A 16,018-nucleotide genomic window follows, 5' to 3' on the forward strand; every position below is an offset into this window, starting at 1 on the left:
ACGTGGCGAGAGGTCACCGGAGTGCCCCGACGACGGTCGCAGGAGGTATCCCGTGGGCCCTGTGGACGCGGCCGGCGGGTCACCGACCGCCCGGCCACGGAGGTGATCGTGTGAAGACACCCCTCGGGTCCGGCATCCGCTCACGCCTGCGGGCGCTGTGGACCCCGACCGCCACAGGGCGGTCACCGCTGGCCATGATGCTGATCCTGCTGGTGCTCGTCCCGACGACGGTGCTGCTGGGCATCTTCGGCATCCAGGACCTCACCGAGGCCCTGACCTACCCGGGCCGCATCACCGGCGCCGCCCTCACCATCCTCGGGATCCTGACGCTTGCGGGAGCCGCGGCCGTGGTGGACCACTGGTTCCACAGCAGCTTCCCCTACTCCGGGACGGTCGCGCTGCTCGGCGCGTTCGCGGCGCTCGTGGCCAACCTCATGCTGCTGTTCGAGACGTGGAAGGACGGTGAGTCCCTGCTCTATCTGGTGGCGTGGAGCCTGCTCGCCGCCGGCTCCGCGTGTGCTGTCGTCATGGTGTACCAGTCGAGGATCTCCATTCCCGCTCCCAGGCGGCTGGCGGCGGCGGTGATCGGCTCCGCGGTTCTCGCAGCGGCCAATTTCAGCTACGAGCACCTTTTCCAGCCGACCCAGCGCGGGGCCAAGCCGCTCATCGCCCTGTCCGTGGGGAAGGCCGTGATCCGCCGGGACCGGGATGCGTTCGCCGTGCCGGTCGACATCAAGCTCGAGAACCACTCCGATGTGGGCTTCTACATGCTCGGAACCGAATTCCACACCATGGGCGAGAAGGTGCAGTTGAGCCGGAAGGACCGGCTGGACGAGCAGTGGCGCGATGACGCCGAGCAGTGGAGCGTCGCCGATCAGCAGATGCATCCCCTCTCCCGGCGGGAGATCCACCAGCGCGGCCAGTTGCTGGCGGCGCAGCCGTGGCTGTCCACCGGGGCATGGATCGAACCGGGCGAGAAGCTCACCGCGCAGACCGTCGTGCAGCTTCCCATGACAACGCCGTACGACCAGCTGACCTTCTACGCCACCGCGGCCTTCGCGCGCAAGGACCGGCTCCGCCTGGACCAACTGGCACGCATTGGCTACACCTGGCACGGTGTCGATGTGCCCGACTGGGTGACGCAGGACAAGACCAACGCCGTGGTCTTCAGCGGCAGGGTGTACGAGAACAACGCGATCGACAGGCATACCAGGGACGCCCGCTGGGTCACCGTCTACTGGCGTTTCAACGAGCACGGCGTCAGCCTGAGCGAGAACATCGCGCGAAAAGGCGAGGAGGCCCGCGTCCCGCCTGGTGAGGAGACCACCGCGCTGGTGGCGCGGTACGGGATCGCCGAAGCGGCGACAGGGCCGTACGAGCAGACCTTGTGGGACATCAAGAACCGGAAATGACCGGTACGGCCGTGTCGTGCGTGAGGTGGCACCGGCCGATTCCCTCCAGCCACACCACGAGGGCGAGAGCGCTGTTCACGCGGTCCCAGGAGTAGGCGTCCCCCAGGCCGAGGCGTGCTTCCCGCACGGCCCGGCACAGCGTCTCGACGTCGAACATCTCCATGACCAGCGGGTGGCTCGCGGAGCGGCACAAGTCGATGAGGCCGTCGCCGTGGGTCCGCAGGCCGCGCGCGTACAACTCATCGAAAGGGATCTTGGCGGTCCGGCCGCGGATCCGCTCCGGCAGCAGATCCGCCATCGCCTCGCGCAGAACCGCTTTCGGACGGCCCGGACGGAACACCGCCTCGGCGGGCAGGCGGCGCATCGTGGCGACGACCTCCGGGTCGAGGAAGGGGTGTGAGAGGAGGAACCCGTCCTGCCGCGCGCGGCGCCAGGACAGCGGGTCGGGCGCGGCGATGTAGTTGGCCGCGTCGTAGAGGGACTCCTCCGGCCTGCGCCCGAACACGAAACGGGCCTCGGCGACGCTGGCCTCACGGTAGCCGTGGGCCCGCGCGAAGTCGCGCCGCAGCCATGGGGGCCGGGCGAAGCCGCCGAGGCCGCCGAGTACGGTTCCCCGCCGGCCGAGGACCGCCGTGACCCGTTCGGTCGCCAGCGGAAGGGCCGGCCGTACGACATTGGCGGTCACGACGTCCCGCAGGCCCCGCTCACCGTCCGAGGCCCAGGCACGCGCCTGCCTCGCCATCCGCCGCAGCTGTCCCGTGCGGGCCAGCCTGTGCAGGTGCAGCGGGTTGGCGTCCGCGACCGGATCGGCCCCGCAACCGGTCAGGAGGACGTCACAGCCCAGTCCGGCTGCGGCGGCGTGCAGCCTGCTCCAGAACGGGGCCCGGAAAGCGTGGGCGTGCGGCTCGTCGGCGTCTGCGGCATGGCGCTCGAAGTCGTCGAAGTCGGACACGTCGTCGGCGTCGACGCTCACCAGGCGGGCACCGGGTGCGTGCAGGCGGACCCCTTCCATCGCCTCGTCCAGATAGGGCCGCTCCCCGGCCAGTTCTCCCGTGCCGAAGCGCCCGGCGAGCAGGACGAGGTCTCCCGGGCCGCCCGGCTCCGCGGCCAGCAGACGTGCCGCGAGCAACGCGACGCTGGTGGAGTCGGTCCCGCCGGAGACGTGACATGCCGTCACCTTGCCAAGACGGCGAGCGACGGCGTTCTCCAGCGCGCGGCGCAGGTCCCGCGCCGCGTCGCCGAGGCCGGCGACGTCCGCTGCGGGAGCCGGCGGATCGTACGCCCGGCGGTGGCCCTCCGGTACGCGGCCGCGTAGCCGCCCGGTGAGCGAGAGTTCCACCACCTCGCCGCCCAGGACCCGGTGCACTCCGCGGAACGGGGTGAGTTCCCAGTGGGGTTGCGCCGCGGCCCCGGTCAGGTACCGGCAGAAGTAGCGGCGTTCCAGCTCCGCTCCCTCGCCGAGGTGGCGCGCCGAGGTGCTGACCGCGCTCACCCGGCCGCCGGATTCCCGGAAGAACAGAGGGACGCGTGCCTGCTCGTCCCGTACCAGCAAGATGCGGTCGTGGCAGACCAGCACGGCCGCGTAGTCGCCGGCCGGGAGGCGGGGCGAGGCTCCCGGCCGGGCGAAGGCGTCGAGCAGACCGCGCGCGCCCGCCACGCGGTCACGGGCCGAGCCGGCCCAGCCGACGACCACCGCGGTGCCGGCCGGCGAGGCCGCCGTCGTCACGAGCCCCCGCCGTGCCAGGGCCGCGGACACCGAGAGCCTCGGTGTGGCACCGGCCCACTCCAGAAGGAGGGCCCGCACGTCACTGTCCTCCGCCGCCGATGGAGAGCACCGGCGCGAACACGTGCCCGCGCGGGTCCGCGTCGGGCACGCACAGGCCGGCCGCGGACGTCCAGGCGTGCAGGGCGAACGGGTGCTCGCGCACACCGACGTGCAGCACCGCCTTCAGGCCCTGGCGCCGCAGCAGGACGAAAGCCGTCACGGCCTCGGCCTTGCAGTCGTCGTCGACGAACCAGCTTCCACGGCCGTACGACTGCACCGCTGACTTCAGCCGTGCTACGACCTCGGCCGGGGCGGGGTCCGCGCGGGCGTATTCGGGGGCGGCCAGGGACACGAGCCGCAGGACCCTCCCGAACCCGATGACCCGGATCAGCAGATGGACGCCGCGCAGCCATAGCCCGACCTCGGCATCCGCGTACTCTTTTCCGCGGGCCGGCACGCAGCCGGCACGGACGAGGCCGGTGACGAGTTCGCCGCGTCTTGCGGAGCCCGCGTCGGCGAACCCCCGGAGGTCCGCCGTCGTCATGGCGAGGAAACGCGTCCGCTTCCAGTCGGCGATCAGGACGCCGTCGGACAACCTGGTGACCCTGCAATGCGGTGAGAGCAGCCGGCTCATGGCGCGCAGCGCGTCGGTATCCTCCGCCACCGGTCATCCTCCAGGATCGGGCCCGCCGCGGCGGGCGCGCGGCGGGCCCCGGCCCACTGCGTCGACGGGATCAGGACAGGTAACCGTGACCGTCGTACATGCCGCCGCTGAAACCCCGGATCAGACGGCCGTTGCCGAGAAGGACGAGTCCACACGTCACACGGCGGCGCCGCAACAGTCGGAGAAACATGGCCTACCTCCAGGTCAGGCAGTGCGGACGATTTCAGGCTACTACGCCCGGAATTTCCCGCAATCGGACCAGTCCGCGTCCGCTACGCGGGTGGCGGGTACGGGACTGCTCCGGACGAGTTGCGTACGGCCGTGGGCGGCATGAGGGTGGAAAGGAGGGCGACAAGGCAGGCTCGGACGCGCCGACTCACCGTACGGACCGGACGTGCGGTATCCGCCCGCCGAAGGTGTCTCGGGCGTGCGGCCGGGGCGGTCACCGGAAATCACGGGGGCAGTCGGAGCGGAGACACCATGACGAACGGATCATTCGACCGCCGTGAGGGCGGCGAGCATTTCGGACTTCACGACCAGAGCGTCCTCAAGCGCGAGAACGCCTACACGGGAAAGTACCTCGTACTTCTCGACTGCCAGGAAGAGGAACGCGGCATGGAGGCGCTGCGTTCCCAGGCCGGCATCGCGGCCGCGGAACAGGTGCGGGGTGCCGAGACGGAGAACGCCCTGCGCATCCTCGAAGAGCCGGACGTGACCGCGCTCTTCCCGGAACTGGGCGTCGCCGTCGTCGACGTGGCACCGGACCAGCGCGAGGCGCTGGTGACGGCCGCTCAGGAGGAACCGTCGATCATCGCCGCGGAGCCCGAGCGACTGGTCTACATCTCGACGATCACGGACCGCTCGCGGGAGGTGAAGGGGTACTACCCCACGTACCGCAGCGACGAGGACGTCCTGGAGCGGCACACCACGGCGGCGATGGCCGTCTCGCTGGGCCCGGCCTGGGACGAGACCGAGCACACCTGGGGCCTGCAAGCCGTGCGGGCCAACCATTCCCACCTGACCGGGCAGGGCGTCAAGGTCGCCGTGCTCGACACCGGAGTGGACACCGAACACCCCGATCTCTCCCCGCGCATCGCCGGCACGGCGTCCTTCGTGCCGGGACAGTCCGTGCAGGACGGCAACGGCCATGGCACCCACTGCATCGGCACGGCCGCGGGCCCGGCGGATCCGCAGCAGCGGCCGCGCTACGGCGTCGCGCCCGAGGCGCAGATCCTGGCGGGCAAGGTGCTCAGCAATCAGGGCAGCGGGAGCGACGGACAGATCCTCGCGGGGATCGCCTGGGCGCTGTCCCAGGGCGCGAAGGTGATCTCCATGTCGCTCGGCGCCCCGGTCAGTCCCGGGCAGCTGTTCTCGCCGGTCTTCGAGAGCCTCGCCAAGCGGGTCGTCACCGCCGGCACGCTGATCGTCGCGGCGGCGGGCAACGACGGCGGGCCGGTCAACCACCCGGCCAACTGCCCCTCGATCCTGGCTGTCGCGGCTGTGGGCAAGGCACTTGACGTGGCGCCGTTCTCCTGCCGCGGCCAGAGCCTCATCGGTGCCGAGATCAACATCGCCGCGCCCGGAGTGGAGGTGCGCTCCGCCTGGCCGATGCCCCAGTTCTACAACACGATCAGTGGGACCAGCATGGCCACTCCGCACGTCGCGGGCATCGTCGCGCTGCTGGCCCAGGGGGCGCCGGACGCCATGGCGTCCGAACTGAAGAAGCGCCTGCTCTCCGGCGCGTACCGGCTGGCGCAACTCCCCGCGAACGTCGGCGCCGGCCTGGGGCAGACTCCGTGACCGAATCCCCGCGGGTGGACGTCATCCTGTCCGTCGACCCCGGGCGGTTCGCCGAGACGATGCGTGCGGCACAGGCCGTCGGCCTCACCGTGACCGGTGAGCAGCCGCTCATCGGCACGGCTGCCGGCACCATCGCGGAGGACCGGATTCCCCTGCTGCGGGCGGTGGAAGGCGTGGAGGCCGTCGAACGGTCCCGCACGATCCGTCTCCCACCGCCCGTCCCGCCGCCCGAGCCGCCGGACGAGTGACGTGCCCGGTCTCCGCGCTCGGTCGGGCCTTTGCGTGCGGTCCCGGTCGGTCTCCGCGCTCGGTCAGGGCCAGACACCGGAGAAGTCGATGCTGCGAACCCACTCCGGATGGTCTATCAGCGGATTGCGGTTCCCCTGTATCCCGGCGATGGCGGCGTTGCGGTGCAACTCGTACTCGGACACGGGTTCGCTCTCGTGCCAGTCCAGGAGGAGGGGCAGTCGTTCCTCGGGGAACTCCGCCGGCCTGTCGCCGACGAGGCCGGGGTAGCGCAACAGGAAGTACAGGGTGGCTCTGGCGACGGCGCCCTTGCTGTGCTCCGGTTCGAACCCCGACTTCTCGCGCATACCGCAGTCCGCCCGGACGGCCTCGTCGAAGCCGGGGAAGTCCATGTAGGGGTAGTTGCCGCGGAAGCTGTTGCACGCCGGTTCGCACGCGAACAGATGGTGCAGATCACCTCGCATGGGCTCCCGCTTGGCGAACCATGACTGCGGGACGACGTGCTCGCAGTTGAAGGGCAACGCCGCCTCCAGGGCGTCCAGCTCCGCGATCAGCTCGTCCGCGCTCGCCGTGCTCTCGCGCGACAGGAACTCCTGCACGCCCTGGAGCCGGGCCGCCTCGGCGGCGGCGTCGGCGCGGATGAGTTCCTCCGCGGTGAAGGTCTTGCCCGAGTAGACGCTGCGCAGCAGGCGGTCGGGATGGAGGTCGACCCATGGGTAGAGCATCCGTGCGGGTTTGTAGGAGGGGCGGGGCCCGTGGGTCTCCTCCAGCAGCGTGGTCAGGGCCTGCCGCAGTGCCTCGCCGTCCGAGTCGGCGTCGACGTGCGCGTAGTAGGCGTCCCGCGCGGCACGGTCGTCATCGCGGACGTAGTAGGCGCGCGCCTCACCGAGCCGGAGGTTGAGCAGGGCCGCGTCCAGGTCCTGCGCGGCGGCGTCGGTGACGGCGGAGCCTCCCGCCACCCGTCCCGCCGGGGCTGCGACGGCGCCGGCGGCGGTCGGCGGAGCCGGGCGCGGACCGGAGAGCCGGTCGTGGCCGCGCTGTTCGGGCGCCCGCACGTCGACGCCGACGGTGATCCGGAGCGGCACGGTGATGCCGACCGCGGTACCGGAGGCGAGCGGTGCGGAACCGTCCGGTGCGAACCCGTCCGGCACGTATCCGTCCGGCACGTATCCGTCCGGCTTCGGCCTCGCCGCTGTCGGCGGGGCGACCTCGCCGCGCGGTGGCGGGCCCGGCGGCTGGAACAACTCGTCGCGCAACCGGCCCGCGTTCCCCGTCAGCGTGAGCCGGCTCAGCGCTTGCAGCACGCGGCTGACGCGCACTCCCTCGTTGGCCTTCCACGCCAGCCGGTGCTCGCCCATCCCCGGCCGCCAGGGTGTTCCGTCGGTGGCCAGGGGGCGGCCGTCGGGGCCGGTCTCCGGCACGGCCGAGTGGTGCAGTGCGACGACTTCCCACTGATCGTTGAAGACCGGGGACCCGGAGGAGCCCGGCGCGGTGTCGGTCACGTAGTGGACGAACAGGTCCAGCAGGTCGACGATCTGGTTCTCGCGCAGGGCGAGCTGCTTGGGCTCGCCGTTGGGGTGCTGGATGATGTTGACGAATTCGCCGAGGATCGCCTTTCCCTGCGCCCCGTCCAGGGGCAGCCAGCCGAAGTCGGCGAGCCGCGCGTCCTCCTGATTGTGTTCGGCCACCGCGACGACGGTGAAATCCAGATCGCGGTCGGTGGCGAAGAAATCATGGGGTTCGAGACCGAAGGTCACCGGGACCAGCGGGCGCCCGTCCCTGTCTGCCTGGAAATTGAACGCGACGACGGCACCGTCTGCCTCCTCCGGGCTCCGCAGTACGTGGTTGTTGGTGAGGAGGAGGGAAGGAGACACCATGAAACCGGTGCCGTGATGTCCGCCCTCGGGCGTGCGGACGGAGACCCGCCCGATCGACCGCGCGGCCAGATACCCGCCCTCCAGGAAGGCCACGCCGGTGAGGTTGTTACGTCCCATGAGGCGTTCCAGGCCGAGGACATCGGCGCCGAACACATCCGGCGACAGCGGCAGCGTGCTGCCGGTCGTCGTCACGGGCTCCGTCGGTATCTGTTCGATCGCCTTGGCGAGCGACCAGTCGGCGTTCAGGCGCGCCAGCCGCTTCTTGACCCGGCCCGGCTCATCGGCGTACAGCACGCCCCGGCTCTCGATGGTCCGGAGAGTTTCCTCTCGCTGCGGGGACCGGTCGGCGAAGCGTTTCGCGGCCTTCTCCAACTGCGCCAGGTAATCCGTTTCCGCCTGGGGAACGTGTTCTACGGTGATCATCGAACGTCTCCCTCGCTCCGTTCCCCTCCTCCATTGTGTCCACCGGTCACCGGTGATTTCTTCTCGTGCGGATGGTCGCCGAAGATGGTCGCTGATTCAAAAGTCACCCGGTCAACCATCTCGCCCGGACAGGCCGGGGACGTGGCCGGGCCGGCCCGGAACCGCCTGGCTGTCCAGCGCGCTGGGCTGTGCAATGGGCGGCGCGGGTGGCGGCGCTGCGTTCCCGGTCGGTATCGAACTGATGGCGGTGCGCGGGGAGTTGGGGAAATGGGCCGGCCGCAGGCGACTCGGTGTGCCACTTGTAGCATGGTCGGTAACCCGGTCAGAAGGGACCGTTCCATGGATGCCGGTGGCTCTCGCGACACCCTCGTTCAGGCGACGAAGCATTTCATCTCCGCGCGTCCGCAGCTCTTCGGCATCGCGTACCGCATTCTGGGCAGCGCCGCGGAGGCCGAGGACGTGGTGCAGGAGACCTGGCTGCGGTGGCAGAACACCGACCGGGCGATCGTGCACGAGCCGGCCGCGTTCCTGACCACGGTGACCACCCGCTTGGCGATCAATCTGGCGCAGTCCGCACGCGTTCGCCGGGAGACCTATGTCGGTCCGTGGCTCCCGGAGCCGGTCGACACCAGACAGGATCCGCAACTGGGTGCGGAACGGGCCGAGGCCCTCGAGCTGGCGGTGCTGCTCCTGCTGGAGAAGCTCAACCCCGTGGAGCGCGCCGCCTACGTGCTGAGAGAGGCCTTCGACTACCCCTACGGGCGGATCGCCGAGATGCTGGAGACGAAGGAGGCCAACGCCCGTCAGCTGGTGAGCCGGGCACGCAAACACCTGGCCGCCGAACGCGGGAAGCGGGTCGACCCGGCGGCCCACCGGCGTTTGCTGGAGGTGTTCCTCGCCGCGGCCCGGGCGGGCGATCTCTCGGTGCTGGAGGACGTGCTGACCGCGGACGTCGTCAGCTACTCGGACGGAGGCGGAATCCGCGGCGCGTCCAAGATCCCGGTCGTCGGCCGGACCCACGTGTCCCGCTACCTCGCGGCGTTCGCGCCGCGCTTCTGGCCGTCGACAGAGACGGAGTGGGTCGAGGCGAACGGCCGGCCGGCAGTGCTCGTCTCGTCCGGTGGCAACGCTGTGGTCCTGCTGACCATCGATGCGTCCGCAGAGGGCATCGACCGGATCATGTGGGTGATGAACCCGGACAAACTGTCTTCCTATGTTGCGTCCCTCAACAACTGACCCACGGCCGGATGTTCCTCTCGGCAGCACCGGGTGGGCATCGGCGGCCGCCTGAGGGCCGCCGGTCTCCGGGGGCCCGGCACGACTGTTCCCTCTGTCGCGCGGATGACCTGATGGGTGGTGCCACCCGTCCCGGTCGTCGGCATCCGCCTCGCTCTGCAACCTCGCGGACGGCCTTCGAGGTGCCGTCGGCCGACCGGCGACGATGACGCACGCAGCCGGCCGGCCAGGGACCCCGTTGATCACCTTGTGTTGATCCCCACCCACCGCTCACGCGGCTTCCCGCTGCTCAGCAGGAGGGGTTCGATCTCGCACCTCTGCCCATCCGTGAGCTGGTGTCGCCGCACGATACGGGCGTCCTGCCCGCATGACCACGACATCCCTCTCCCACCGACAGCCGCCAGAAGCGGTGTTTCCGAAGTGCGGTCAGTAATCCCAGACGGCCGGTACGAAACGGAAGGCGTTGCCCGCGACCGCCACGTGGCAGACGGACGGGAACGGCAGGTGGGTCGCGACCAGCTGCTCGCCGCTCGCCGCCATCTCCGTCAGGAGACGGATCCGGACGCGTGCTGATTCCTCGGGGTCGTGTTCGAACCCGTTGTGCCACTCCGGGTTGTCGAACCCGCACTGGAACACGGCATCACCGGCGAACGTCAGCCGCTCGCCGCCGGACTCCAGGCGGACGATGCTGTGGCCGGGAGTGTGACCGCCGGTGCGGCAGATCCTCACTCCTGGCGCCACCTCGTACTCCGTCTCGAACGGCCGCAGCCGGCCGCGGTAGACGTCCAGGAACCGCGAGGCGGTCGTTCGAAGCACCTCCGGTACCGGTGCCGGCATGGCGGTGCGGGAGAAATCAGGCGCTTCCCAGAACTCGGCCTCGGCGGACGCCAGGTGGACCCGCAGGTCCGGGCGCAACCGGCCCCTCAGCCCTTCGACGAGCAGCCCACCGATGTGGTCCATGTGCAAGTGGGTGAGCAGCACGTCGGTCACGGACGCGGGATCGATCCCGGCGGCGTGGAGTCGCACGGCCAACTGCCCGGCCCGCGGGAAGCCCGGAAACTCCGTCCCCAGCCCGGAATCGATGAGGATGGTCCGGTCACCGCTGCGCACCACCGCCACATTCAGCGGGTAGTCGATCACCTCGGGCGACAGGTACATGCCCCTGAGCCAGGCCGACAACTCGGCCTTGGCGGCATTGGTGGCCAGTGTCTCGGGGGTGATCGCCAGCACCCCGTCGCTGATCACCATCACGTCGATGTCGCCGACCTTCAACGGGTAGCGCGACGGAACCAATTCGTCGTGCCCCTGGGCGTCGAGGCGTGCGATGTCGGCCTGGATCATGCTGTTCTCCTCTTGGAAAGAGTTGACCGAGGACGTCGACGGCGCCATGGGGCATACCGTCCAGTCAGCCCTATGACCGGACGGCAACCAGGTTTGTGACAGCTCCCTTGCTTCCTCGCGCCGCCTCGTTCCACCGATCACGCCGAGGATCGGCCCAGGCGGTCACCTGACGGGTCCGGCAGGTGCGTTCGGATCAGCGGGTGGACCAGAGGAAGGTGCCTGCGACGTGGAGCCGGCGAGGTCAGCCACTCGAAGAAGGCCCGATGCCGCCTCCACGCGTCCGGGTGCGGCCTGCCGAGCCTGAAGGGTGGCGCTGTGACCCAGACGAGGTTCGAGAAGGGCGCCTGACCGGCATGTTGCCTGGTCAGGCGCCCTTTTTTCTGCCTAGAAGAAGCCCAGCTTCTTCGGTGAGTACGACACGAGCAGGTTCTTGGTCTGCTGATAGTGCTCCAGCATCATCTTGTGTGTCTCGCGACCGATGCCGGACTGCTTGTAGCCGCCGAACGCCGCGTGCGCGGGGTAGGCGTGGTAGCAGTTGGTCCACACGCGGCCCGCCTGGATGGCGCGGCCCGCGCGGTAGGCGGTGTTGATGTCCCGGCTCCATACGCCCGCGCCCAGGCCGTACAGCGTGTCGTTGGCGATCTTCATGGCGTCGTCGAAGTCGTCGAAGGAGGTCACCGAGACGACCGGGCCGAAGATCTCCTCCTGGAAGATCCGCATGCGGTTGTCGCCCTCGAAGATGGTCGGCTGGACGTAGTAACCACCCTTCAACTCTCCCTCGTACTCCACGCGTTCACCGCCCGTGAGGACCTTCGCGCCCTCCTGGCGGCCGATGTCCAGGTAGGAGAGGATCTTCTCCAGCTGGTCGTTGGAGGCCTGCGCGCCGATCATCGTGCCGGTGTCCAGCGGGTGGCCCGGCGTGATGCGCCGGGTGCGTTCGACAGCCGCCTCCAGGAACTCCGCGTAGTGGCCGCGCTGGATCAGAGCGCGGGACGGACAGGTGCAGACCTCGCCCTGGTTGAGCGCGAACATCGTGAAGCCTTCCAGCGCCTTGTCGCGGAAGTCGTCGTCGTGCGCCCACACGTCGTCGAAGAAGATGTTCGGCGACTTCCCGCCCAGCTCCAAGGTGACCGGCTTGATGTTCTCCGAGGCGTACTGCATGATCAGCCGGCCGGTCGTGGTCTCCCCGGTGAAGGCGATCTTCGCCACCCGAGGGCTCGACGCCAGCGGTTTGCCCGCCTCCACTCCGAAGCCGTTGACGATGTTCACCACGCCCGGCGGCAGCAGGTCCGCGACCAGGCTCAGCCAGTAGTGGATGGAGGCCGGGGTCTGCTCGGCCGGCTTGAGGACGACCGCGTTCCCCGCGGCCAGCGCCGGCGCCAGCTTCCACGTCGCCATCAGGATCGGGAAGTTCCACGGGATGATCTGCGCGACGACACCCAGCGGTTCATGGAAGTGGTACGCCACCGTGTCGTCGTCGATCTCACCCAGCGAACCCTCCTGAGCCCGGATCGCCCCCGCGAAGTAGCGGAAGTGGTCGATGGCCAGCGGGATGTCGGCCGCCAGCGTCTCCCGCACCGGCTTGCCGTTCTCCCAGCTCTCGGCCACCGCGAGCGGCTCCAGGTGCGCCTCCATCCGCTCCGCGATCCTCAGCAGGATCGCGGAGCGCTCCGCCACCGACGTACGGGCCCATCCGGGCGCCGCCGCGTGCGCGGCGTCCAGCGCCCGCTCGACGTCCTCCGCGGTGCCGCGCGCGATCTCCGTGAACGGCTGTCCGTTGACCGGCGACGGATTCTCGAAGTACTGCCCGCGCGCCGGCGGCACATACGCACCACCGATGAAGTGGTCGTACCGCGCCTGGTAGGAGACGATCGCGCCCTCGGTGCCCGGCGCCGCGTAACGAGTCATCCTGGTCTGCCTCCCGGTGAAGCGCTGCCCGCCATTGGGCAGCTCTCGGCCCGAGGCTAGGCAAGCGGACGTTGCGAGTACGTTGCGCTGCCGGCCCGGGCCGCTGCCCAGCCGGCCGGCGCCGCCAGCTCCGCCTCCAGCGCGGCGAGCCGGGCCCGCACCGATGCGGTGGGCCGTAGCGCCGCGAGGGCCCGCCACACCTCCAGGTCGTCCTCGCCCCACGGTGCGTGCGCCCAGTCCGCCAGCAGGTCCGGGTCGCCGTGTGCGATCAGCGCCGTGCGCAGTCCCTCGGCGAGCCGCTCCCTCAGCCGCACGATGGCCGGGGCCTGCGAGCCCGGCAGCAGAGGTCCGGTGTACCCCGCCACCGCCGAGGTGAGCGCGCCCGTCTCCAGCCGCCGCTCCACCACGGTGGCGTCCGACTCGGCCACGGCCGCCAGCCGGTACGGCCGCGAGGCGAGCAGCCCCGGGCCCAGCAGCCTGCGCAGTCTGGCCAGTTCGGCGCGCAGCGTCACCGGTGTCACCGACTCGTCCGCGTACAGCGCGCACAGCAGTTCGTCACCGCTCAGTCCCTCGGGATGCCGGGACAACAGCACCAGGATCTCGCTGTGCCGGCGGCTGAGCCTGATCCGCCGTCCGCCCAGGGCGAGTTCGGCCTCGTCCCGGCCGAGCGCGGTGAGCAGCGGCACCTCCTCGGGCCTGGGCGGGGCGAGCAGGGCGAGGTGGGCCTCGGCGGCGCGTGCCACCGCCCGCACGAAGCCGAGGCTGTGCGGATGGGCGAGCCCGTCCCCGCCCGTGATGTCCACGGCCCCCAGGACCCGCCCGGTGCGCGGATCGTGCACCGGGGCGGCGGCACAGGTCCACGGCTGCACCCGCCGTATGAAGTGCTCCGTGGCGAAGACCTGCACGGGCCGGTTCACGGCGACGGCGGTGCCCGGCGCGTTGGTGCCCACCGCGCCCTCCGACCAGCGGGCCCCGGGCACGAAGTTCATCCGGTCCGCGCGGCGCCGGGTCGCCGCGTGTCCCTCCACCCACAGCAGCCTGCCCTGCGCGTCGCACACCGCCAGCAGATGCTCGCCATCGGCGGCGAACGTGCCCATCAGTTCCCGGAACAGGGGCATCACCCGGGCCAGCGGATGCTCCGCGCGGTAGGTGCCCAGGTCACCGCCGGTCAGCTCCACACTGGCGGTGCCGTCCGGGCCCACACCGGCCCGCGCGCTGCGCCGCCAGGACTCCGCCACCACCGACCGCACCGGGCGCGGCACCGTGCCCACCGAGGTGAACGTCTCGTGCGCGCGGCGCAGTTCCCGGGCGCGCTCGGCGGGGTCGGTCCCCGGCTCCAGGGCAACCCACGGATCGGTCAACTCGGCCCCCCCGGGCAGTGATACGGCTGTGACGAGGGCGGTACGGCAAAGCTGCCGTGGTGTGGTCGGTCAGGAGAAGTTGACCATTCTGATGTAGCGCACCCAGTCCCAGTACGGCCCTGGGTCGGTGTGGTCCGTGCCGGGCACCTGATAGTGGCCGATGATGTGCTCTCTGTCCCGGGGGATGCCGTACTTGGCGCAGATCGCCGCCGTCAGCCTCGCCGACTGCGCGTAGAGCGCGTTCGTGAAGTACTGGGGCTGATCCACCCAGCCCTCGTGCTCGATGCCGATCGAGCGCGTGTTGTAGCCCCAGTCGCCCGCGTGCCAGGCGATGTCGGCTTCACGGACGCACTGGGCGATGTGCCCGTCCGACGAGCGGACCACATAGTGGGCGGACACCTTCTTCTGCGGGTCGGCGAAGATCGCCAGCGCGTCGGTGTACGTCTCCTGTGTGACATGGATGATCACACGGTCGACGGTGTATGTGCCGGGGCGGCCGGACACCGTGTAGTTGGCGGTGCTCGCCGGCCGCCACTCGGCGGGCGGGTAGTCGGCGGACTGGGTCTGCGCACCGGCACGCGCGTCGGGGAGCAATGCGTAGGGGACGGCGGCGAGTGCCGCGCCCTTCAGCAGCCGTCGTCGGCTGAGGCGGGGTTCGGCTCGGTCCAGGTCCATGGCGGTATGCCTTTCGGGGAGGCCTTTCGGTATGCCTTGGGAGGGAGGTCCGTTCGGGCGGGGAATCCTTGGGAATTCGGGCGGGAGACCCTTGGGAAGGAGCCCGGTCGGGGAGGCAGCCCTTCGAAAGGACCCGCTGGGAGGCGACCCCTCGCGACGTGGAGCCGAGGGAGGAAGCCGCTCGGGGAACGGAGGTTCGGTTTCGGATTACGGCTCGGACGTCAGCGGCGCAGGGCCCGGGCGGTCTCCCGCAGCCGTGCGTGCACGCCGCGGTACGTCTCCCGTGCGGGCAGCCACTCCTTGCGGAGCTTGGCCACGCACGTGTAGTTCGTGTCGCACACGTTCGCCAGCGGTGATTCGACCGCCTGGGTCGCGAACTGGTAGGCGTCCAGCTCGCTGAAGCCGTAGTCGGCCACCAGCCACCGGACCAGGTCGAGCTGCGATATCCGGAACGCGTCCTCCAGCGGGCGGGCCGAACCGGTCGAGATGATGTGGGTGTCCGACTCCAGCCGGGGCCACGGTGTGGTGACGCCCTTGAGCAGGTCCACGACCACCACCGTGTTCATCGCGCACTCCACGGCCACCCCGCAGGTCTCGCCCTCGCCCTGCCGGGCATGCCCGTCGCCGAGGCTGAGCAGGGCGCCTTCGACATTGACGCCCAGGTAGCAGGTGACACCGGCCCGCATCTCGGGTGTGTCCATGTTGCCGCCGTGGGCGTCGGGCACCAGAGCCGAGCGGACCTCCAGGTTGGCGGGGGCCACGCCCACCGTGCCGTGCATCGGGTCCAGGGGCAGCTCCACCCGGATGTCGCTGTCCCGCGCCTGGAACAGGGCGGTCCCGCGGGCGCGGTCCAGCTGCCAGATCCAGACCCATTCCGGCAGTGGCGGCTGCAGCGTGGCCGTGGTGTGCGTGGAGGTGAGCGCGCCGAAGAGCGGGACCGTCGTGGACGCCGCCCAGTCGCGGGCCGGTTCGATCGAGACGAAGTGCACCGCCACGGTGTCACCGGGTTCGGCGCCCTCGATGTGGAAGGGGCCGGTCTGCGGATTGAGGTAGGGGAACTCGCACACCTCGGACACGAGGTCCTTCTCGGAGCGGACCCGGCCGGCGAAACAGTCCTCGGTGTACAGGTCGAGAACCGTGCCGGGGGTGATCCGCGCCAAGGGTGGCGCTCCGCCGAACGTCCAGGCGTACTGGTCCGGTTCCGGGCGCACGGTGAGGATCCGGGGGTCGGTCATCGCGGCATGGCTCCCTTCTGGGGACGATCATGGCGTCGGTGCATCGGGCCGGCGGGCTGCGCCGCCCGCCGGAGG

Annotated in this window: 12 protein-coding genes; 4 read left to right on the forward strand and 8 right to left on the reverse strand. The window is 70.5% G+C overall.

Going from position 1 to position 16,018, the window contains the following annotated elements; translation table 11 throughout:
- Positions 1-110: 110 nt before the first annotated feature.
- Positions 111-1,412, forward strand: a complete 1,302-nt coding sequence (locus SCK26_RS31860; protein WP_318204798.1) for a hypothetical protein — start codon at positions 111-113, stop codon at positions 1,410-1,412.
- On the opposite strand, the gene SCK26_RS31865 is transcribed toward SCK26_RS31860, so the two are convergent.
- The gene (locus SCK26_RS31865; protein WP_318204799.1) at positions 1,396-3,216 is read right to left on the reverse strand and encodes an asparagine synthase-related protein; all 1,821 of its coding nucleotides are present in this window, start codon (positions 3,214-3,216) and stop codon (positions 1,396-1,398) included. The two genes, SCK26_RS31860 and SCK26_RS31865, sit on opposite strands and share 17 nt — an antisense overlap.
- 1 nt (position 3,217) lies before the next feature.
- Positions 3,218-3,841 carry a lasso peptide biosynthesis B2 protein gene (locus SCK26_RS31870; RefSeq protein ID WP_318204800.1) on the reverse strand — a complete coding sequence of 208 codons (624 nt, stop codon included), beginning with the start codon at positions 3,839-3,841 and terminating at the stop codon, positions 3,218-3,220.
- Positions 3,842-4,321: 480 nt separating this feature from the next.
- Here SCK26_RS31870 and SCK26_RS31875 point away from each other — a divergent pair, with 480 nt between their 5' ends.
- The gene (locus SCK26_RS31875; RefSeq protein ID WP_318204801.1) at positions 4,322-5,641 is read left to right on the forward strand and encodes a S8 family serine peptidase; all 1,320 of its coding nucleotides are present in this window, start codon (positions 4,322-4,324) and stop codon (positions 5,639-5,641) included.
- Complete coding sequence (locus SCK26_RS31880; protein ID WP_318204802.1) at positions 5,638-5,889, forward strand: hypothetical protein; 252 nt, start codon at positions 5,638-5,640, stop codon at positions 5,887-5,889. Before SCK26_RS31875 ends, SCK26_RS31880 begins: the two co-directional genes overlap by 4 nt.
- Positions 5,890-5,952: 63 nt before the next feature.
- On the opposite strand, the gene SCK26_RS31885 is transcribed toward SCK26_RS31880, so the two are convergent.
- Positions 5,953-8,187 carry an endonuclease gene (locus tag SCK26_RS31885; RefSeq protein ID WP_318204803.1) on the reverse strand — a complete coding sequence of 745 codons (2,235 nt, stop codon included), beginning with the start codon at positions 8,185-8,187 and terminating at the stop codon, positions 5,953-5,955.
- Positions 8,188-8,526: 339 nt separating this feature from the next.
- Here SCK26_RS31885 and SCK26_RS31890 point away from each other — a divergent pair, with 339 nt between their 5' ends.
- A complete protein-coding gene (locus tag SCK26_RS31890; protein WP_318204804.1) occupies positions 8,527-9,423 on the forward strand; it encodes an RNA polymerase sigma-70 factor in 897 nt (298 codons plus the stop codon).
- Between the two features lie 426 nt (positions 9,424-9,849).
- On the opposite strand, the gene SCK26_RS31895 is transcribed toward SCK26_RS31890, so the two are convergent.
- The 5 genes from SCK26_RS31895 to SCK26_RS31915 form a co-directional block, all read right to left on the reverse strand.
- Positions 9,850-10,764, reverse strand: a complete 915-nt coding sequence (locus SCK26_RS31895; protein ID WP_318204805.1) for an MBL fold metallo-hydrolase — start codon at positions 10,762-10,764, stop codon at positions 9,850-9,852.
- A gap of 384 nt (positions 10,765-11,148) precedes the next feature.
- Positions 11,149-12,672, reverse strand: a complete 1,524-nt coding sequence (locus tag SCK26_RS31900) for an aldehyde dehydrogenase family protein (RefSeq protein WP_318204806.1) — start codon at positions 12,670-12,672, stop codon at positions 11,149-11,151.
- A 56-nt stretch (positions 12,673-12,728) separates the two neighbouring features.
- A complete protein-coding gene (locus SCK26_RS31905) occupies positions 12,729-14,033 on the reverse strand; it encodes a GAF domain-containing protein (protein WP_318204807.1) in 1,305 nt (434 codons plus the stop codon).
- 69 nt (positions 14,034-14,102) lie between these two features.
- Positions 14,103-14,708, reverse strand: a complete 606-nt coding sequence (locus SCK26_RS31910; protein ID WP_318204808.1) for an N-acetylmuramoyl-L-alanine amidase — start codon at positions 14,706-14,708, stop codon at positions 14,103-14,105.
- Positions 14,709-14,929: 221 nt separating this feature from the next.
- Entirely contained in the window at positions 14,930-15,943 is a 1,014-nt protein-coding gene (locus tag SCK26_RS31915) for an acetamidase/formamidase family protein (RefSeq protein ID WP_318204809.1), read from the reverse strand.
- Positions 15,944-16,018: the final 75 nt, after the last annotated feature.

It is taken from the genome of Streptomyces sp. SCL15-4, from assembly GCF_033366695.1.
GTDB lineage: Bacteria > Actinomycetota > Actinomycetes > Streptomycetales > Streptomycetaceae > Streptomyces.